The 20,843-nt window shown below is 30.6% G+C and carries 18 protein-coding genes and 1 pseudogene; 2 read left to right on the top strand and 17 right to left on the bottom strand.

Annotated elements, in window-relative coordinates; translation table 11 throughout:
- Positions 1-64: 64 nt before the first annotated feature.
- Together L3B96_RS06095 and L3B96_RS06090 are read right to left on the bottom strand one after the other, a co-directional pair.
- Positions 65-166: pseudogene (locus L3B96_RS06095) on the bottom strand (hydrolase); the annotation flags it as partial.
- Positions 138-1,394, bottom strand: coding sequence for a multidrug efflux MFS transporter (locus L3B96_RS06090; RefSeq protein ID WP_012059495.1), 1,257 nt, complete (start codon positions 1,392-1,394; stop codon positions 138-140). The pseudogene L3B96_RS06095 and the gene L3B96_RS06090, both read right to left, overlap by 29 nt.
- 198 nt (positions 1,395-1,592) lie before the next feature.
- Here L3B96_RS06090 and L3B96_RS06085 point away from each other — a divergent pair, with 198 nt between their 5' ends.
- Both L3B96_RS06085 and L3B96_RS06080 read left to right on the top strand, forming a co-directional pair.
- Positions 1,593-2,156 (top strand): TetR/AcrR family transcriptional regulator, encoded by a 564-nt coding sequence (locus L3B96_RS06085; protein WP_012059496.1) that lies wholly within the window; start codon positions 1,593-1,595, stop codon positions 2,154-2,156.
- A 247-nt stretch (positions 2,157-2,403) separates the two neighbouring features.
- The gene (locus L3B96_RS06080; protein WP_238859343.1) at positions 2,404-2,934 is read left to right on the top strand and encodes a hypothetical protein; all 531 of its coding nucleotides are present in this window, start codon (positions 2,404-2,406) and stop codon (positions 2,932-2,934) included.
- A 131-nt stretch (positions 2,935-3,065) separates the two neighbouring features.
- Here L3B96_RS06080 and L3B96_RS06075 read toward each other — a convergent pair whose 3' ends face one another.
- The 15 genes from L3B96_RS06075 to L3B96_RS06005 all read right to left on the bottom strand — a co-directional run bounded on the left by L3B96_RS06075 (position 3,066) and on the right by L3B96_RS06005 (position 20,733).
- Complete coding sequence (locus tag L3B96_RS06075) at positions 3,066-5,078, bottom strand: methyl-accepting chemotaxis protein (RefSeq protein WP_238859341.1); 2,013 nt, start codon at positions 5,076-5,078, stop codon at positions 3,066-3,068.
- Positions 5,079-5,532: 454 nt separating this feature from the next.
- Entirely contained in the window at positions 5,533-6,909 is a 1,377-nt protein-coding gene (locus L3B96_RS06070; protein WP_238859339.1) for a HAMP domain-containing sensor histidine kinase, read from the bottom strand.
- The gene (locus L3B96_RS06065; RefSeq protein WP_238859337.1) at positions 6,897-7,559 is read right to left on the bottom strand and encodes a response regulator transcription factor; all 663 of its coding nucleotides are present in this window, start codon (positions 7,557-7,559) and stop codon (positions 6,897-6,899) included. The genes L3B96_RS06070 and L3B96_RS06065 overlap by 13 nt, the downstream gene beginning before the upstream one ends.
- Positions 7,560-7,626: 67 nt before the next feature.
- Entirely contained in the window at positions 7,627-8,403 is a 777-nt protein-coding gene (locus L3B96_RS06060) for a lantibiotic immunity ABC transporter MutG family permease subunit (protein ID WP_238859335.1), read from the bottom strand.
- 4 nt (positions 8,404-8,407) lie between these two features.
- A complete protein-coding gene (locus tag L3B96_RS06055; protein ID WP_238859635.1) occupies positions 8,408-9,157 on the bottom strand; it encodes a lantibiotic immunity ABC transporter MutE/EpiE family permease subunit in 750 nt (249 codons plus the stop codon).
- A 2-nt stretch (positions 9,158-9,159) separates the two neighbouring features.
- A complete protein-coding gene (locus L3B96_RS06050) occupies positions 9,160-9,864 on the bottom strand; it encodes a lantibiotic protection ABC transporter ATP-binding protein (RefSeq protein WP_238859334.1) in 705 nt (234 codons plus the stop codon).
- A gap of 302 nt (positions 9,865-10,166) precedes the next feature.
- Positions 10,167-10,802 carry a DUF975 family protein gene (locus L3B96_RS06045; protein ID WP_238859331.1) on the bottom strand — a complete coding sequence of 212 codons (636 nt, stop codon included), beginning with the start codon at positions 10,800-10,802 and terminating at the stop codon, positions 10,167-10,169.
- A 392-nt stretch (positions 10,803-11,194) separates the two neighbouring features.
- Complete coding sequence (locus L3B96_RS06040; protein ID WP_238859329.1) at positions 11,195-12,532, bottom strand: hemolysin family protein; 1,338 nt, start codon at positions 12,530-12,532, stop codon at positions 11,195-11,197.
- A gap of 339 nt (positions 12,533-12,871) precedes the next feature.
- Positions 12,872-14,095, bottom strand: coding sequence for a thioredoxin-disulfide reductase (gene trxB / locus L3B96_RS06035; RefSeq protein WP_238859327.1), 1,224 nt, complete (start codon positions 14,093-14,095; stop codon positions 12,872-12,874).
- A gap of 8 nt (positions 14,096-14,103) precedes the next feature.
- Positions 14,104-14,430, bottom strand: a complete 327-nt coding sequence (locus L3B96_RS06030; protein WP_012059507.1) for a thioredoxin family protein — start codon at positions 14,428-14,430, stop codon at positions 14,104-14,106.
- 242 nt (positions 14,431-14,672) lie between these two features.
- Positions 14,673-16,721, bottom strand: coding sequence for an alkaline phosphatase family protein (locus L3B96_RS06025; RefSeq protein ID WP_238859325.1), 2,049 nt, complete (start codon positions 16,719-16,721; stop codon positions 14,673-14,675).
- A 143-nt stretch (positions 16,722-16,864) separates the two neighbouring features.
- Entirely contained in the window at positions 16,865-17,692 is an 828-nt protein-coding gene (locus L3B96_RS06020; RefSeq protein ID WP_012059509.1) for an ABC transporter ATP-binding protein, read from the bottom strand.
- Between the two features lie 15 nt (positions 17,693-17,707).
- Positions 17,708-18,748 (bottom strand): ABC transporter substrate-binding protein, encoded by a 1,041-nt coding sequence (locus tag L3B96_RS06015; protein ID WP_236897226.1) that lies wholly within the window; start codon positions 18,746-18,748, stop codon positions 17,708-17,710.
- Between the two features lie 98 nt (positions 18,749-18,846).
- Positions 18,847-19,656, bottom strand: a complete 810-nt coding sequence (locus tag L3B96_RS06010; RefSeq protein WP_023976042.1) for an ABC transporter permease subunit — start codon at positions 19,654-19,656, stop codon at positions 18,847-18,849.
- A gap of 732 nt (positions 19,657-20,388) precedes the next feature.
- Complete coding sequence (locus L3B96_RS06005; protein ID WP_012059512.1) at positions 20,389-20,733, bottom strand: hypothetical protein; 345 nt, start codon at positions 20,731-20,733, stop codon at positions 20,389-20,391.
- Positions 20,734-20,843: the final 110 nt, after the last annotated feature.

Raw genomic sequence — 20,843 nt, 5'->3', positions numbered from 1 at the left:
TTTTTAATTATTTTAATGCTGAAATTACTTCTTCGCTTGTTCTAATTCTTCCAATCCTAGGAAGTGAAAGTTCTCTATTTACGATTCCATTTTGCAAATCTATAAGAACTAATGCAGTTTTTTCTATATTAATAAATTTATTTTCCACTGACTTGAAGTTTTCCATTTCTTATCCCCTTTTCATACTTCTCCATTCTATGATTATTATTTATATTAAGTTTATTATACACTTTAAAATATACTAGCACTGCATTAATTAATAACAATGCACTCGTTACAAAAAATACGCATTTTATTCCTAAATATCCTGCGATTTGTCCTCCTAGAACTGATCCTGCAAATACACCTAGATATCCTGCTGCCATACTAAAACCAAATACTCTACCTGTAAGAGCGGATGGTGTAATTTTCTTAACCAATATATTAACAGAAGGGTTAAGACCACCAACTGTGAGTCCTAGTAAAAACCTAAGCCCCATAAGCTCCCAAGTGTTCGTTACAAAAGCTTGAGGTATGAATATTATTCCAGCTATTATGAGACATATTAGCATAACTTTATGTGCTCCTACTTTATCAGAGATCCTTCCAAGCCTTGGAGCTGCAATTATATTAGCAAACCCTGATGCAGAAAAAGTTATTCCCGCTATTAATGCAATATGACTCGCTTCCTTAGATAGTTGGGTAACATAAACTGTTACTATTGGCTCTACCGAATACATTGCTACAGATAATATAAAAAAAGTTATAAACAAAGTAATGGTTAATCCTTTTTCCGGAACTGTATTCCAAACTTCTTTGAAACTTAAAACTTTATTATCTTCACGACTAAAAGATTCCTTTACAAATAATACTGTAGTAATAAATGCAATGAGCATAAGCCCGCCTGTTATAAAAAATACATTTTGCAGACCAAAAGTCTCTCCTACAAATCCTCCAATTGTAGGTCCAAGTAAGGAACCTGCAATATTCGCTGTTGAAATAGTTCCTAGAGCATATCCTGCATGTTCTTTATCTGTTTGAGTTGCAATTAAGGTAGTACAGGCTGTGCTATATCCTGTGATAGCTCCTTGTAATAACCTAAGTGCTATTAATACATATACATTAGGTGCAAATCCCATGCAGCTTATAACTATAGCCATACCAAGACTTGCCCTAAGCAACATTGGTTTTCGCCCAAATTTGTCAGCAGCATGTCCCCAAATGGGTGAAAAAATAGCTGAGATAATAAACGTACTACCAAAAGCAATTCCAGAAAGCCTCTCTATCGAAGCCGCATCTTGAATTCCTAAATGCTGTATATATAGTGGTAATACTGGTGCTATCTGACTCATGCCTATTCCTGTCACGAACATTCCGAACCAACAAACTTTTAAATTTCTTTTCCACATTTCCATAATAAATTTATTCCTTCTTACTAATTAGTTTTGTTATTCCAATACAATAACTTGTATATTGTCTTCTAAATATAAGAATAAACTATAAAATATAATTTGTAAACTACATCTTATAGTTTAATAATCATTTCCAATTTGATAAAAATAACCTATCATGTTAAACTATCTTTATTAATCAGAATTATAAGAGGTGATAAAATGGTTCAGAAACGAAATTTAACTAAGGAAAAAATTATTGAAGCTTCTTTTTTACTAGCTGATGAAATTGGACTTAATCAAATTACTTTCCAAAAGATTGCAGAAAAACTGGATATAAAATATCCGTCTTTATATAATCATTTTGCCAACATTGAAGAGCTTAAAATAAAAATGACCATATACTTTTTAAATAACTTAAATTCAACTTTAATGGAACGACTAATCGGGAAAAGTGGAGAGACTGCAATAAGAGAATTTGCTTATGTATATCGAGATTTTGCATTTGAAAACAAGAGTGGCTATAAGCTTTACGTGAATATCCCAAGTACTGAAAGTGATGAAGTTAAGCGCTTAGCTAGTGAAAGTAATGCAATAATACGTAAAATTTTAGACTTTTATAGCAGTGATAAAATATTTATAATTCATAAAAGCAGGGCTTTAAGAAGTTTATTACATGGATTCGTTTCCCTAAGCTCTCACGGATATTTTCAAAATCCAGTCAACTTAGAAGACAGCTTTAAATTAATGATAGATGACTTTATTTTATCAATATCAGAAAAATAACTAAAAAATTTTTAAATCTTAATTCAAAATGTTAACTACATATCTATATTACAAATGATAAATTCTATGTTCAGTTGTTATTTTGCAAAATAAAGCAGTATATCATAATGTAATTTTTGCTGTTCTGCTAATTTTTATATTATGACATGCTATATTTTACTCGTTTATAAGGTATACTGTAAAAAAAGTCAGAACAATAGCACATATTTTCAATATATTATAGTGTACTAATTTTTCAGGTGATAATATGCAGGAGAATTATAATGCTACCATACATTTTCTAACTGGTAACGATCAATTAGATTTAGAATTGCTTAATATAGAACTGCAAACATCATATGTTGATTTACTGGCGACTGTACTTGGTATCATTTCAGCAGTAAAAGCTAAGCAGATAATAATTCAAAGAATGATGCAGCAACAGCAATCCCCAAGTCAACAAGAACAACAAAACCAGCAGAATCAGCAACAAGACCAACATCAAAATCAGCAAAATGGTCAGAATCAGCAGAAGTCTGATGTACAACATCCAACTCCAAGTGAAATAGCCGCATTTGCAAGCTGTCTTGGTGTATATGTGATTCTTTCTTATACTAGAGTTTCATTTATAAGGCTTAACGAACTATATAATAACATTCAGTCAGGTAAAAGTAACTTTTCTATTACACCTAACATAAATATAACTACTGGTTTTGTATACTCTTGTATTGGCACTTTATTAAGAACAGTTGGAGCTATTCAAAGAGTAGAAGAAGAAGCCCAAATAACTATTCTATAATTAAAGTCATAAAATAATCTAAGAATTATTTTATGACTTTAATTATTTTTCTAACCAATATTCAAAAATATATTGCCAGAATTTCAAATAAACCTAGCAATATACCTATTATTCTAATTTAACTATTTACTCTATACATTAAACTTTCCAACTATTTGTTCTAATTTATCTGCAATATTCTTAAGCTCTATTACAGAATGTGATATCTTTTCCATAGAATTAGATTGCTCTGAAACAGTTGCTGAAACTTCTTCAATTGAAGCTGCTGACTGCTCTGCTACAGCTGAAATTTCTTGAATGCTGCTTATTGCTGAATCTTTATTTTCATCTATAGACTTTATATTAGAAGTTAACTCTTCTATATTTTCTATAGTATCATCAAATGTACTATTTATAAGTTGGAACGTATTAATAGCTTCTTTAGTAGTTTTGCTTACTTCTGTCATTATGTTTTTTTCTTCATCCATACTTTTCTTAGCTGCATTTATCTCTCTTATAATTTCATTTACAATGCTTTCTATCTCCTTAGTGGAATTTGAAGTCTGTTCTGAAAGTTTTCGTATCTCATCTGCTACAACCGCAAATCCCTTACCTGCTTCCCCTGCTTTTGCTGCCTCAATTGCTGCATTTAGTGCAAGAAGATTAGTTTGTTCTGAAATCGCTTGAATTGTATTTATTATTTTGCCTGCAGATCCTGATTTATTAGATAATAAGTCTATATTTCTAATTACTTTTTCCAAAGCTTCATTATTAGCATTGATATTATACATAAGATCCCTTGAAGCACTAATACCTTCTTCGCTAATATGATGCGATTTTTTTGAAAACTTTGTTACTAAATCTGCATTATTTGATGAGACATCTATTTTCTCTCCAAGATGCAATAATTTTTCAGAAGTAAGTTCTGTATTCCTTGCTTGGTCTAATGCGCCAACTGAAAGCTGATCCACCGTTGCAGAAATACCTTGAATTCCCTGAAGCGTTTCATTAGTTGAAACTGCAATTCCTTCTGAATGATCAAGTAACTCTTTTGATTTTTCTTTAAGAACTTCAATAGTTTCCCTTAACTCTTTTCTTAGCGATGTTACAGCTCTAGCAATAATTCCAATTTCATCTTTACTTTGAAGTAATTTCTCGAATTCATCTTCTTTCTTCATTTCTAAATCTAGGCTAGTAGTTTTATTTATTAAATTAGTTACCAATGAAATCGGTCTTGATATTTTACTTGCAAAATATAAAGCAACCATAGAAAAAATAACCATTAAAAATACAAACATGGCAATAAAACTGATAATTAAACCGGTTAGCGGTTTTAAAAATTCAGCATTTGGAACTGCAATACCCATTGTCCATTTTGAAGAAGTAATAGGAGCTGTTGCAAAATATTTATTTATTCCATCATAATCTTTTAGCTTTACAATATTAGATTCAGAACTATCCTTTCCAACCATGCTACTTAAACTTCCACTTAATACATCTCTAATATTCTTTAGCTTATCTGCACTCGGCTGAAAATCTTTATTGGGATGAATCACAAATTCATCTTTTTCATCTAATAAAAATCCATAACTGTTATTTATAGGTTGTGCCTTCTGAACCTCGTTAGAGATACTTTCCATATTTATGTCAGTACCTAAAACGCCTATGACTGCTCCATCTTTTTTAACTGATTTTGCAACTGTAACGACTAACTTCTTAGTTTCAGAATCTATGTATGGATCAGAATAAATTACTGAGTCACTTTTTAAAGCATCTTTATACCAATCTCTCTCTGTACAATTAAAGTCATTATCCGGTATCCATCCATCTTCATCAACAAAACTTTTATCTTGAAAACCAAAATATATATCCATAATATCGGTATTTGACTCTGCTTTAACTTTCATATATTTCAAAAGGTTTGTACTATCATAATTATTGTTAAATTCGATGTTTTCAGCTGTTTCATTAACAAAGTTTCCTTGATTAGCTATCCATTTGTCTATAGTTTCTGCATATTTTTCAGATAGTACCCCTAGTTTATCCTTTGATTCAACCACAGTGGTTCTATAAAACAGATAATAACTTATCGTCGAAGAACATAATAAACTAAAAAAACAAACTGCTACGACCAATAGAATAACTTTTGTCTTAATGTTTTTCATTTTAATTCACTTCCTGTTTGATTTTAAAATTTGTATAACAATGTTAAACATAAATATTCCTTATAACCAATACATTATATGTATTGATTTCTTTATCTTTAGTAACATGGAAAATACCATTAACTTAAGTTACGCTTCTTATATAGTTAATATATTTCATATAATTCGCCTTCTTTCTACAAAACTGTTTTAATTCTAATATATATTCTAGAGTATACTCAAAGTCAATGTATAACTTTTACATATTTGGATTTTACAATAATGTCTCTTTTATAAAATAATCCTCTATTTATTGTTTTATAAAATCACAAAACCAAGAGTAAAAATCTCCATGTTCACAGAGATCTATACTCTTGGTTCTTATTAGGCTTATAATTAGAAATATTAATTTTACTTAGGTTTAATAGTTGTTTGAATAATAAATGATTTCCTATTATTTAGCTAACTATTTCTATTAATTAAATAAAATAGGTAATTCTATAACAACTTTAGCCCCCCCAAGCTTTTCTGATTTTCCAAGCGAAATATTCCCGTTGTGTTTTTCCATAAATTTTTTTGCAATATATAAACCCATACCATAATGGTTTTTAGAATTTCTACTCTTGTCGCCTTGGAAAAACTGCTCTGTAGCTAACTGTAATTCCTCTTCTGTAAATCCTCTTCCTGAATCTTCAATGGTGAATCTTATATTATCATTATCTGAATCAACCCCAAATGCTATTTTCCCATTTTCAGAGCAATATTCAACCGCGTTCGAAATAACATTGCTTAAAGCTCGCTTTAAAGCCAGTTCATCTCCTATAATAAATTCTGGAATATGTTTAATTTCACTTCTAAACTCTACTTTTTTATTTATACCTATGGAAATTCCTTGTTCAATTATATCCTGTATAAATTCTTCTAACTTTATTTTCTTTTTTTCTAATGTTGATTCTTTCTCGGTTTTCATAATTTCTATTAATGATTTAATATAATCTTCTATATTCTTAATCTCGTTTAATATACTATCGTTAAATTCGGCTTGATCTGCTTTTAAATTAAGTTCACTTAAAAGCTCAGAGTTTCCCTTAATAATTGTTAATGGTGTCTTTATATCATGAGCCAATGCTGCCATTTGCTCTTTGCGTGCTTCTTCCATCTTCCATTGTTTACTTAGAGAATCATTCAACTCTGTCTTCATCTTATCAAGCGCAGAAATGACTTCATTGATTTCTAATATATTCGAATATTTCACCTCAAATTCTAAGTTTTCCATCTGTATATTTTCTGTAGTCTCTTTTAAAATCTGTAGTTCTTTAGATATTCTTCTTCTAAAGCACCTAGATAGAATTATAATTTCAATACTAAACAAAACAAAATATATAAAAACAAAACTAAGCTCAGCATTTTGAACATACTTTTTCAAAGCAGGGCTAACAAAACTTGCCCCTATGGTGTATTCAACTACACAGATTCCATTCTCCCTTGAAATAACTTTGTAATAATATTTTCCTTCACTCCTCTTATCACTTTGCACAAGATTCCAAATATCTATAGCTTTAGTTTCTGATACATTGCTATAAAATACATTTCCAATAGAATCATACACTATATAATTACACTCATCCGGTATAAAGTCTTTTACTTTAACACCCTCTACTTTTGCTATTTCTTCTCTTTGTTTTTCAATTTTCTGCTCATAGTAGTTTGCTGGTAAAATAAACCCACTATTCAAACCAATTTGAAATAGAATAAAATCAAATATAGCTAAAAGAATTGTAACTATACAAAAGAACATTATATATATTGCGAAAATCTTAGAAATGCTTTTTTGCTTCTTCATTCTTTCCATTTATATCCTATCCCCCAAACAGTTTCTATAGGGTTTATTCCTACCTTCTTAAACTTATTTCTTATATTTTTAATATGCTCCACAATCGCTGTAGTATCGCTATTTCCATCAAAACCAAATACACTTTCATATATTCTCTCCTTGGAAAATACCTGCCCATGATTTAGAGCAAGATACTCGCATATATTATACTCACTTTTTGTAAAAGGTACTAATTCTTCATTATAATAAGCCTCTTTTGCAGTTATATTGAATTTTATATCAGAAATAGAAAAAGCATTTTGTTTTTCCCTATGTTCACGTCTTAAATGTGCAGCTACCCTTGCTCGAAGCTCACATATACTAAAAGGCTTTGATATATAATCATCTCCACCAATACTTAATCCCATTACAATATCTTGTTCCATAGTTTTTGCTGTCAAAAATATGATTGGACAATCAACCAGACTACGTATCTCTTTGCACAGAGAAAATCCATCTATTTCTGGCATCATTACGTCAAGTAAAATTAAATCGTATTTTACATACTGATCCTTTGATATATCCGTAGGATTAGAAACTATAGTTACATTATGTCCTTCTCTTTCTAATGCACCTTTTATAACCTTTAATATGCCTTGCTCATCATCTATCGCTAGAATATATGCCATTTCCATCCCTCCTACATCTATTATACCCAATATTACCAGCTAATCTTTATTATTGTATAAATTATTGTTACTTCTCTCCCCTACCTTCAAAAAAGTTAAACCAAACTCCAAGATAAATCCCAAAGAAGATTGTGAATAAAACACAATTTCTAACCCCAATAGCGCTATTACCAAATACAGTATTAATATCAGCCAGCTTATTAAAGTTGTCTGCGGAATCAGAAGCTTTCACAAAAAAATTATCACAAAATTTAACTGACCATCCACAAGGTATCCATTGCCATATTCCATCTCCAAGCCCTGTAATCAGCAAAGCTGATAATAAGCTTTCAAGTATGCCCATTCCTATCGATGCTCCACTTCCTATTTTAATACTCAACCATAAGTGAAATAAATAAAAGAAGATTTGAGCTCCAAATATAATAAAAATTATATTTAAGTAAAAATTTAGTGGTAGAGTATTTTGCCTTAAAATAAATTGAAATCCAGCGAAAAAAATGCCAACCGCTAAACTAAGCGAAAATAAACCTGTAAGAAGTAGAATTAATATTTTACTCAAAAGACACATTCCTTTTCCATATTCTATAGATAGCATTTCTTTAAATTTTCCAGCCATTACTTCTTGTTCTATAGCCATTGAACAAACAATTCCGATTAATACAGGAAATGTTAATGATAATACTTCTAAATATCCATTTATTTTGTTTACAGAATTCCAAGTTGAAAATGAATAATATTCCAAAAATATTATTGTTCCTATAATTGGTAAACAAATATGAATCCAATAAAAGGGTGTGTGCTTCATTTTTATAAAGTCTGCCTTCAATAAGCGAAGAATTTTCATTATATTACTTTGCCTCCTGTCTATCATACCATTTAGCTGTTAAATAAGTTATCAATATAAATAAAACTATTGAAATTCCGATACCAAGAGGTATCCCCCAACTCTTAAGTAGCTCTGGTGTAAAAGTTTGACTTTCTGGTTTAGCTATTAAACCATTTGGTAATAATTTTAAAATTGGACACATTAGTCTCGATGTATACGAAAAAGGATTTATCCACCAAAACTCCTTTACTGCCATAACTATTGAAAATATATTAACTGCTAGGCTTAATACTATAGTTGGAAATAGTCCTATTTTATTTCCAAGAAAAAAGTATAATGGAACCTGCCACATTGAGGTTATAATGATCACTAAAGTTCCGGCTGAACCACTTAACATCGAAATATGTGATATGCTATCCATTTTAATAAAGTAGACACTTAACTCTCCAGCTATAAAAATAACTATACAAGAAATAGCGATATTCTTTACTCCCACCAATATTTTAGCAATCCATATTTTATCTAAATCCACTGGAAGTGATATAACCGCTTTATTTTTCATATAACCATCAATCCTTGATAAAAGGCAACTTCCTAGTGAGATAGCTCCAGGAAGTATTAATGTATACCACCAATTATAAATATCAACCTGAAAATAGTTTGATGCTAAAAATCCTGAAAGAAGAATTACCATAATTGGTGCTATCCATACTAATTTCTTTACAAACGTATGATTTATCTTCATATTTTCTGAAATAAAATATTTAAGCATCATTATTTCTCCCTCCTATATTGTTTAGCGATATCTATAAATAATTTTTCTAAATCTTCACCTTTTTTTAATTCTCCTTGATATCCTAAAATACCGCCAGATATAATTCCAATATGATCAGCAATCTGTTCTACTTCACTTAACATATGACTGGATAATATTACCGTAATGCCTTTCTTGGGAAAGGATCGTATTAACTCTCTTAATTCTTGTATTCCAAATGGATCAAGTCCGTTAGTTGGCTCATCTAAAATTAAGAGTTTAGGATTATTAAGTAATGCAATAGCAATCCCCAATCTCTGCTTCATTCCCATAGAAAATTGTCCTGCTCTCTTTTTACCTGTATTTTCAAGCTCTACTACATGAAGAACTTCTTCAATTCTTGAGTCCGGTAATCCAAGTACTGTAGTACGAACCTTTAAATTCTCTTTTGCCGTCAAATTTTCATACAAAGGTGCTGATTCTATTAACGACCCAATTTCGCGTAAATCCTTTCTACTCCATGTATGTCCATCAAATAAGATTTCTCCTGAATTTGGTCTAAGCATTCCCGTAACCATCTTTAATAGTGTTGACTTTCCTGCTCCATTTGGACCAAGCAAACCATATATTGAATTCGCTTTAACTGATACTGAGATATCTTTAACTGCCTCTTGCCCTTTAAATGTTTTACATAAGTTTTTTGTTTCTAAAATAAATTCGTTCATCTTTAATCCTCCTCTTATAATTAAATAATAAACGTTAATTATAAGGAATTTATAAGGAACTGAAATTTAAGAAACTGACTTGTATTTAAAAATAAAAAATCCCTCAGTAACGCTTTCGTACGGCATTACTGAAGGTATAATTTCTTTAGTCTTCAATTTAACATATATAATATTTTATAAATATATATGTCGCAATTCACAATGCACAATTACAGCTAAAATTCTTACAATATTTTTAGAATTATGATAAAGAATTATTTTTGCAATATATATATTTTTTCTGAATAATAAATTATTGTTCTTTATGCTATTTTATCATTATTATTATAACTATCTCTAAGTTTTAAGTAATAGGTAGCCACTGTGACGTTCATATAAGGAACCACCCATAATAGCCCTATACATAGTGGAATCATTCCAAGTATTATCCACCCTAAAAAACTTAAAGTAAGGACGAAGTACTCAAATTTATGCCCTTTCATAATAGCTGAGCTCTCTTTTAAACATTCAATTATTGACTTATTATTATCATCAGCTAAAATAAAAAATGATTGTGAAAACATATATATAAATATAATGCCTGGAACTATCACTAAAAATAATCCTATGGTAACAATTATAGTCAATAAAATATATAGGCCTACAGCTTTATGAATTATTGAAAATCCTGAAAATATATCTGTAAATTTAGGGTTACTATCTCTTTCAGCATAGTTTAGAGAAAATTTGCATATGCCAACTCCTATTGCTGCACTAACAAATATTGTTACTAAAAATACTATTAAACTCAAACCAAAACTTTCTCTAACAACTCTTAAAATTAAATTAAAAATAATTGGAATTAGAAATCCAGCAACAAAAATTCCTCCAATAGCCAGTCCCCACCTCCCTTTTAGTTGATATTTGGCATATCTCTTCAGTTCTGCCCTAGTATTCATAAAAATTCCTCCTTAAATTGAAATACCTTTGATATTTATGCAGGGAGATTTAACATTATGCTATATTTATATTTTAATTTACAGTAATCGCATGAATTTATAAATATACATTAATCTTTTGTATAATTTATATACTTTTTGTAAAAGTTTTCATTCGAGTAATTCATAATTTCAACATAATTATCTATCTTGCACTTAACTTCTATATTAATATTTCATAATTAAGGATATATCACACAATTTGCATTAAATATCAGTTATAAAACTGCAAATAAAAAGACTGTTATAAAATAAATTTTTAGAACAACATAAATAGTCTTTAATAAAAAAACAGTACTTATATTGTTCTATCTTTTATTCTAAAACAGCCACTTTTATTTTATATTACAGCCTTATAATACAGCTAAAATTTCATCATCTTTCTGAATATAAAGCTTTATCTTACTAATTCTTTTTTCCTTTACTTCTTCTATTTTAAAGATCAAGTTTTCATATTCTATCTCTTGTTCATCTGTATTACTAGGAATACGTTCGAGAATTTCAATAATAAAACCACTCATAGTATCATAATTCTCACTTTTAATATCTGTATCGAAGTAATTATTAAAATCATTAATTGAAAGCATACCTGATATCATAAAAGTGTCATTATCCATTTCTTCTATTGATGGCTCATCCTCATCATATTCATCATCTATATTTCCCATGACTTCTTCTATTAAATCCTCAATAGAAACTATACCTGAAAATCCCCCATACTCATCTACTAATACAGCAATATGCTTTTTAGTACTTTGAAGCTCCTTAAATAACCTATCAATATTTCTATTTTCTGGAACAAAATAAGGTGGATGCAATATGCTTCTTATATCCACATTTTCAAATCCATATTTTCTTGCTTCACTAAAGAAATCCTTCATATAAAGAATACCAATTATATTATCAGTATCATCTTCGTAAACAGGAACTCTTGAATATCTTTCATCAATCAATTCATCCAAATATTCCATTAATGGATCTTCTATATTAATCATATATACTTCTGTTCTCGGTGTCATTACTTCGCATGCTAATTTATCATCAAACTCAAATATGCTATTTATCATTTCTGTTTCAGTCTTATTTATGACTCCATGTTCTAGTCCAGCTTCTACATAAGATTTGATTTCCTCTTTTGATACTTTTTCACCTAAATCTTCTTTATCAAGCCCAATCAGTTTAACTAATATATTAGTTGATGCTGAAAGCAACCTTACAAATGGAACTGCAATTTTAGCTATAATCACTAATGGCTTTACACAAAACATTGCAATAGCTTCTGATTTTTTAAGTGCTATTCTCTTTGGAAAAAGTTCTCCAAATACCAAGGTAATATAAGATAATACAATTGTTACTAATGCCAAGGCAACTTGTCCACTGTAAGGAACATTAAGTCCCTTTAAATAAAGAGCTACATCCTTTGATAGTCCTGTTGCTGCTGAAGCACTACTAAAAAATCCTGCAAGAGTTATTCCTACCTGTACAGTAGATAAAAAATTAGTAGGCTCTTCCATAAGTTTCAATAAAAGCTTGGCCTTCTTATTTCCTTCTTCCTCAAGAAGCTTTATTTTATTTTTATTTAATGATACTATAGACATTTCTGCTGACGCGAAAAATGCATTGATCAAAGTCAATATGACTATTAAAATTAATTGTGACGTGATACTCGTCTGTTCCGGGTCTAAATCCATAAAAATATTTCCTCCAACATAAAATTTTTTTAATATAATCATATCACAAGAAATATTTAAAGTAAAATTTCAATTAATTCAAATATTCCTTATTTACATATAATATTAAGTGTTATAGCAATTTGATTCACTAATATTTAAATTTTATAAAATATTATATTAATACTGGGAGTTGCATATGCATTAATTAACTTATTTCCTTATATAAATCTTTTATTATATTCTCTTTCATTAATACTGAACTCAAGTCCTGTTACTTCTTAGTATTTATACGATACATTTATATTCTTATTTGTTGGTGAAATAAATTTTACTGACTATTACCATAAAGATGACAAGTTAGGATAATTGACTTTTTAATTGTTCTTTATCCATTGTATACTTTAATCTTTTAATTTCATTACCATGATCTAACACAATTATTTCAGGCACATTTCTAACATTATATTTTCCTATAAGATTTTTCTTTGTGGCTATATTTACTTCTTTAATCCTATAGCAATCAACTAATTCCCTATTTACCTCTTCTAGCAGTGTTCTAAATCTTAAGCTTTCATTAACTAAAGCATCTAAAAATAGTAATAATACTCTTTTTTCACTTTTTAAAATACTTTCATTAAAATCATTTAATTCTTCAATGTAACGTTCAGCCGCCACAGCCGCAGTTGCTCCATCACCAGCAGCGGAAACAACCTGTCTTAAATATTTAACTCTATTATCTCCTATTGCATAAACTCCTTCAAAGCTAGTTTCCATAAGTTCATTTGCAGATATATACCCTCTTGAATCAACTTCAAGACCGCTATTTTTTAGAAAATTAGTTGATGGTACCATACCTACAAAGAAAAATACACCTTGGCAGTTTACCTCTTCTATATTTCCAGTCTTTAAGTTCTTAATTTTTACTCCTTCTACATTTTCAGTCCCAAGAACTTCCTCTATTGTTGAATTCCAGATAAACTCTATCTTTTCATTATTGAGAGCCCTTTCGCTACTTACTTTATTACAATCTAGAATCCCTTCATCATGAAGCACTATAACAGTCACTTTACGCGCAAACTTTGTAATATACAGACCTTCTTCAATAGCCTGATCACCACTTCCAACTACTACAACATGTTCTCCTTCAAAAAACTCTGCATCACAAGTTGCGCAGTATGCTACTCCATTGCCTTGGAGTCTCTTTTCCCCAGAGATGTTTAATGATCGAGGTTCGCTGCCACAAGCTATAATAATAGCCTTAGCTAAGAATTGCTTTCCTTTTTTAGTGGTAATGAGTTTTTCTCTTAAGGACAAATTAGTATCTACAACCTCATCTCTTAGAAACTCAACTCCAAAGCTCTCTGCATGTTTCTTAAAGTTTTTCATAAGTTCTGGCCCGCTAATTTGTTCATAACCAGGATAATTAACTATTTCCCTTGTTGTATTTACAAGACCTCCAACTACTCCTTTATTAATTACCAGAGTTTTAAGTTTAGCTCTTCCACCATAAATTGCTGCTGAAAGTCCTGCAGGGCCACCACCTATGATAATCAAATCGTAGAAATTAGTCATATCGTCCATACTTTTAATCACTCCTCAAAAACTTCAACAATTTTTTCTTCAACTGCATCTTCTTCCACATGACCGGCTAATTTTCCTTGGTACTCACCATCTTTAAAAAACAGAATTTGAGGAACACCTTTTAAAGAAAATCTCTGAAATAAATTCTTTTGTTCTTCAACGTCAACATAATAAAAATTATACTTACCATCATATTTTAACTTTAAATCTTCTAAAATTGGTACTACACCTTGACATACACTGCAGCTTTCCCTAGAAAAAATCACTAGGCTGGATTCAGCGTTGTCATATATAATTTCATCAAATTCATTAGAATCTAAATGTTGTAAAGACATACTATTCACTCCTCTATAATTATTTTAAAACCGTAATTTTAAGAGACTATAATTCCGGACACCTTATAATCAATTTATTAAATAAATTCATTATAATAATAAGCAAAACTTCTATGCGCTTATTATTTAGTTTTCCTTATAAATTTTCTGCCCATTTTAAAAAGCAGCTATCAGAATTCTTACTTTCCGATAGCACTAATTTTTTATTAAAACAGATGAACTTGTTATTTTTTCGGATATTCCTAAATATCTTCTGAGAATATTTGATAAATTGGGGCTCCTTCACACTGTGCCGGGTAACGTAAACCTAGTAATACAGAAACTGAAGGCGCAACATCCACTTGCCTTATAATACGTTCAGTTGTAAATCCATTCTTTATCCCAGAACCTGCTGCTACAAAGATTGGTGATACTGATGTATCAAAATATCCTTCGGAAGTTGAAAGGCTGTCTCCATGAAGTCTATTATATTTTTCTTCAATAGAAAAGAATATATCTCCACATTCTGGTCCATGAGTACCAATTAAAACAGCATCTTTATTTCTAAGGCATATGCCCACAACTCTTTTACCAGTTTTATCATCTCTGTAATTATACAAGTCAGAGATTATTTGTTCTTCTAAATCATATTTATCTTTAGGATCTACAATACCATATTTATCACGGCCTTTTAGATTAATATAAATATAATTACTACGAATCTGAACAGCTCTTGTTTTATCCCAATCTACTTCTCTTGTTGAATTACCATCTTTATCTTTTTTCAAAACTGTATACCCAAGCTCTTCCATGACTTTTGTATTTAATCCGCCATATTCACCTAAAATTGGAGGTACATTTTCTCCAACCATAAGCCCATGATCACTTACAAGTAATACAGTCCATCCTTCATCTAATAGATGCAGGAATTCACCAATATAATCGTCTGTTTGTATATAGAATTTTTCAATAAATTCCTGATATACTTTTTCATCAGTGTAATCCCATGGCTCAAGCGTCTTAGCAAGATGCCATAATTGATGTCCTGCACAATCAATATTATGAAGATGAGAGAATACTACATCATATTTTTTCTCCTTAATGCAATAATTAAGACAATCCGCCTGCCACTTATCGTAAATTGCCCAGGATGGTTCAAAGATTTCTCTTACTAGTTCATCATCTTCTCCACCGATTAAGCTAACAGGCGGAACATGTCCAACATTCTCGGTAATATCTTTATATAAAGATTTTTGATGCCATAATTGATCATTTGAGATATCAAGAGCATTACTAATCCAGACTCTAACTTTATTGCCTTGTGGATGAAGTTCTAAAATCTTCATTGAACGGCATGCAGGCTTTGTCACTTCTTTTTTTGTAACATCGTCTATTATCCCTGTTACCATCTTATCTTTCTCTAAAATGACGATTGGTTCATCTGCTTTCTTATTTTTATAAATTGCTACTTTATCATATTCACCAGCTTCATTTTTAAGAATTAAGGCTGGACGACTAGTTACACCACTTGAAGTTATTATAGTGAATTCTTTTGCTCCTTCTGGCGCGTTTTTCCAACCTTTTGCATCTTTAAGTGGAGAATTTACAATATCATAAGCCACTTTACTTCCAATAACAATTTCCGTATCATTATCATCCATAACATAAGTACGTATTTCACCGCCTTGACGGGCTGTATCTCCCCACCAAAGTTCCATCATTTCGTCATCAACTTCATCGTCTAAAGTGCCTTCTAAATCTGTAATTATGCAACCAACACCTGCTGGCTTTTCGACTCTTGGTGCATAACGAACCTCTTCGATTTCAGGCGAAGCAACAATAACTTTTTCCCAATCAAGTTGTGCAACTCCCATATTAACAGATCCTGGCTGAGTTCCATCAACAACACTTAAGTTTTCACTATGAGAAGTTGGCGGCCAAGAACTGCCTGGCCAATGCCAAACTAATGTTTTTAAATCAGCTTCTGATGTGATATTCCAAATCTGTTCAGCAGTGCAGTTACGCGAATCCATATTATAAACAACTGCATCAAGACTTTCAGGGGATTGTCTCCAATAACAAGTAATTCCATGTGTTCCTGGATAAGCACCTGTAGCAAGTGTTGTCCAACAAGGCGGTGTAATTGTTGGAATTGCACCAATTTGTCTTAAATCATTTCTAGCTGAACCACGTTCAATCAGCTTTTTTAAATTTGGCATTTTTCCTTCTTTTAAAAATTTTTGACTCACTCTTGGATCCATGCCATCTACACCCAAAACCAATAATTTTTGAGTAAGTGCTGCTCTTTTCATAATATTTATCTCCCTTCAACAATTCTGTCGTTAATGTACCTCCACCAAGAGAACAATCAACAAAAAAATTTCTATTACTCTTAATATTGATACTTATTTTTGTGAATAGATCGTGCGCTTTCTTTGATATATCATATAATTTGTTAAACTTCATTTTCTAAATCATTTCCCTGAATCAATTCTATTAATGAATCTCTAAGCTCTCCAAATTCTTCTGAAACTCTGATTTTTTTAAAGCTATTATCATCATATTGTTGAAGTGGATTTTTAAAATCACTCACAATTCTTCCCGGATTAGCATTCATTACAATAATCCTGGTTGATAAAAGAATCGCTTCTTCCACATCATGAGTAATAAAGAAAAAGCATTTATTAGTTTCTTTCCATATCTTCTTTAGATGTTTTTGCATAGCTTCTCTCGTTAATGCATCTAATGCACTAAAAGGTTCATCAAGCAGAACTACTTTTGAGTCTGCCGCTAATGTTCTTGCAATTGCTGCACGCTGCTTCATACCTCCAGACAATTGATGAGGAAGCAGTTTTCTAGCTTTTTCTAAACCAACTAAGTCAACATAATGATTTACGATTTCTGCTCGCTCTTTTTTAGGAATCTTCTTCATCTTAAGTCCAAATTCAATATTCTTTTCAACACTTAACCAAGGAAAGATGTTAGGCTGCTGAAAAACAACTCCTACATCTGGATTTGGCTTAGTGTGCGGTGCTCCATTTATAAGTACTTGCCCTGAGATATCTGTATTATATCCAGCGATAGCATTTAATAATGAAGTTTTCCCACATCCAGATGGCCCAAGAACACAAACGAAATCATCATCAAATAATTTAAGCTCAATGTTATTTAAGACATTCGAATACTCTTTTCCATTTTTATATATTAAATTAACATTCTTTAATTCAACAGAACAATTTGCTTTTCTCTCTTCTGGTCTATTTATTTCAACTAACGATTCCATATTATATCTCCTCTATTAATTATATAAATCGTTTCTTACCGCCTTCTTGAAAGTTTCAATATCTGGTGAAGTAGTAACTGCTTTTTGAGTTAACAAGAAATCACTTGTATCCTTTAAAATTTGTGGTAGTGTCCCTTGCTTGTCCGCTGTTCCTATATATTTTGCCTGCTCAGACTTATCTAAAACAGAAATTTGATTCATAGCTTGCTTTGTATCCTCAGCGCTTAATCCAAGTTCTGCTGATAATGTTTTTACTACATCATCTGATTGAGTTTTATATGACTTAGTAGCTTCATCTAATATATCAATATATGCCTTAACTACATCTGGATACTTAGCTGCAAAATCATTATTTACAATACCAAATTCACCAGTAACAGCTCCGCCTTTAGCAACATCTTCAGATGAAAGTATTACTTTTCCACCATCTGAAACTAGCTTTGATTGTGCTGGCTGCCAAATATAAGCTCCATCAATTTCCCCTCTGCTCCATGCCGCTATAATGTCTTGTGCACTCATATCTAAAATAGTTACATCATTTTCTGAAATATTATTTTGTTTCAATGCAGCAAGTAAGCTATAGTGTGAAGTTGAACCAAATGGAGTTGCAATCTTTTTCCCCTTTACATCTGCTATTGAATTGATTCCAGATGTATTTTTTGCAACAAGTGCCTCACTTGAACCGATTATATCATGTAAATAATAAATTTTATAAGGAAGGTCATTAACAATTCCAGTTGTTCCTGGAGGTGTACCAATGGTTGCAATATCTATAGATCCACTAGCCATTGCAGCATTTACATCACGCCCAACATCAAATTGAACATACTTAATTGAAATCCCTGGGAATTTTTTTTCAAGTAACTTTTCACCTTTTGCAAGAAGTTCTCCATTTGGAGACTGAAAATATCCCAAACGTATTTCTTTTGGCAGCGCTGAATCTGAAGCTTGAGTATTCCCTGTTGTACTAGCTGTTTTTGCTCCTGAGCAGCCTGTTATTAAAATACCAACGGATAAAATAGCTGACAGAAGTACTGTATATTTTTTAATTTTCATAAATAACACTCCTTTAAATATCTCTATGTACCTGCTTGTACATTGATTGATTTTATTAATAATCCACTATTACTCAATATAAAGAACTTTCTATTTTTTTATTTTTCTAGCCATGGTGAAGCTTTTCTGATCAAAAATCTCACGAAAGAATCTAATATAATTGCTATAATTCCCATAATTATAACTCCAACATATACAATATCATTTCTAAGATATTTACTTGCATCTAATACCATCCAGCCTATTCCTGATACAGCTGCAACCATTTCTGCTGCAACTAAAGTTGCATAAGCAACACCAATAGCTGTTCTAAGACTAGTTAATATATCTGGTAAACATGATCTGAAAATAACACTAATAAAAAGATTTATTCCACTTGCCCCTAAAGATTTAGCTCCATTAATTCTATCTATTGGTACCTTTTGAACGCTAAATATAACCCCAATTAATAAAGGTGCAAATGCATTTAAAAATAATAAAATAATTTTAGATTCATCTCCAATTCCAAACCAAAGCACAATTAATGTATAATACGCTAGTGGTGGAAGCGGACGATAAAATTCAATAAACGGATCTATAATCGCCCTTACAATCCTTGAACTGCCTGCAATAAGTCCTAAAGGAACACCAATTATTATCGCAAAAAAAATAGCAATGAAAAGTCTCTCCATACTTATTGCAATATGAGATAACAAGCTTTCTCCTTTATAACCTTGCTGAACTAATTCAATAAATGCCTGCCATACTTTTTGAGGAGATGGAAGAAATACTTGATTAATCAAGCCTTTACTTGTGGCAATTTCCCATACAATAAAGAAAATGACTACAGAGGTAAAAGAAATGCCAATATAAAAAATTTCACCTCTTTTTCTTTTCACTATTCTCGCAGCTGTGTCTTGATTATTCATATAGATTAATTTCCCTCCCCCATTTCTTTTTACAGCTATTTTTTAAATTCTTATTTTTCATACACATCCCCCTTCTTTACTTTTCCTATAGAATTACTATGATTTAATTTTAAATATATCTTACTAGACCATCCAAGTATTGTCAATAAAAAATACTATAAAACATATCAAAAAAGTAAGATTTATTTTTCTAAGGAATATATGGTAACTTACAATATGTTTATATATTAATATAAATCCTGATAATATTACGCTGTTCAGTAAGTTCAATTATTGAACAATGTAATACTATCACTGTTCAATGTTCAACGCAATAAGTTCATGTATTTTTTTCACTATTGGATTCCAAATTACGTTTTATCATAAAAACAAAAAATGCTTAAAGCCTCTATTTTGCTCTAAGCATTTTATAACTTACTTTTTTCACGGTATTAATATATGAAAATCTTAAATTTAAGTATCATCCTAGTTACTTTTCGAATAACTCATTGGTTTTTATTTCTTGATGACGATATCGACCTCTTTTAATGTTGATTTTTTATATTATATAACCTTTTGCGGACACTACTGAATACAAGCAAGGTAAAATTCACACTTATGTTCCCACTTTGGCTTTTCATTAACTATGATAAAAATTACATAAAAAACAATAGCAATATCAAATAGAGACAGCACTGTACAACTACCTTGCTCTCTCTATTTCTTAATTTTTATTATAAAAAATCTATTACTCTAATTACATCTAATACTATTTATGCACCTTACAGCAGCTTCTTTTGCATCTTGGCACCCTTCTTGTGCACCTTCTTGGTATCCTTGACAATATCCTTCTTCACGCCCTGCTTCTACTCCTGCACAATATCCATCCTTATATCCTTGGTTATAAGCATCTTCTAATGCACCAGCTGAAGGATAATTTCTTCTACAACGGCATTGAACATTTTCCCCAAGAGTTCCATTACAATTACATCGTACATTTTCTCCAAGAGTTCCGTTACAATTATTATTATTATTATTACTTACAGCTCCAAGAGTATTAGAATTTCTATATCTTCTTCTATGACATCTGTATCCCATTTCTTTTCCTCCGTAAATTATCAAATTTATAATCTTTTGATTAAACTTCTAATTATATACTATGCTAATTTACTATATTTGTTATTGCTTTTACAATATATACTCCAATA

This window comes from Clostridium sp. YIM B02569, assembly GCF_022320765.1.
Classification (GTDB): Bacteria; Bacillota; Clostridia; order Clostridiales; family Clostridiaceae; genus Clostridium; species Clostridium beijerinckii.
Note: the sequence above shows the minus strand (reverse complement) of the source record. Positions and strands in the feature narration are given on the sequence as shown.